Raw genomic sequence first — 797 nt, forward strand, 5'->3', positions numbered from 1 at the left:
TGGCACGCCGTGCCGCTCGAGAGCCGCTGGGCGCGGATCCGATACTCGCTGCTTTCGAACCCCTTCGCGCAGGCACTGTACGCGACGCTGTGGGCCGTGCCGCTCGCGCTGGCGCTCCGCGACGCCGTTACCAGCGACGAGTCGTCGGTTTCGGGGACGCCGACGGAGTGAGTGCGATGGTGTCGACACCGATCGGGAGTCCAGACCGACGAATACTCGTGTTGGGACCGGGAAATAAGCCGTATGAGTGGCATCGACGTCGAACCGGTCGACGAGGGCGACGAGGTGACGGGACGGGACAGCGACGACGACGCTCACACTATCGAGGTGACGCCGACGGACTCGATCGACGACGCGGAGCCGGAGGAACGCGAAACCATCGACGTCGAGCCGTCGGACGAGCCGATCGACGGCCCAGAGTACGTCCTCTACGGCGGCAAAGGCGGCGTCGGGAAGACGACGATGGCGGCCGCGACGGCGCTCGACAGCGCCCGCGGCGGCACCCGAACGCTGGTCGTCTCAACCGACCCGGCACACTCGCTCTCTGACACCTTCGAGACGGACATTCCGGCCGACCCCGGCCGTATTCGGGATGATATCCCCCTCTACGCGGCCGAGATCGATCCCGAGGCCGCGATCGAGGAGGGCGAGACACCCTTCGGGGGCTCGAGCGCGAGTACGGACGCGAATTCGGGGACGGGGCCGGGATTCGACGAGGGATCGCCCTTCGGCGGCAACGGTGACGACAGCGGCTCCCCATTTCCCGGCGGCGACGCCGGCGGTCCGCTCGGCGGCCT

General features: G+C 68.8%; 1 protein-coding gene. It reads left to right on the plus strand.

Features of this window, described 5'->3' with window-relative positions; all coding sequences use genetic code 11:
• Positions 1–243: 243 nt before the first annotated feature.
• On the plus strand, positions 244–797 hold a 554-nt coding region (locus tag PGX04_RS15305; RefSeq protein ID WP_273739293.1), incomplete at its 3' end, for an ArsA family ATPase.

Source organism: Natrinema soli, assembly GCF_028618695.1.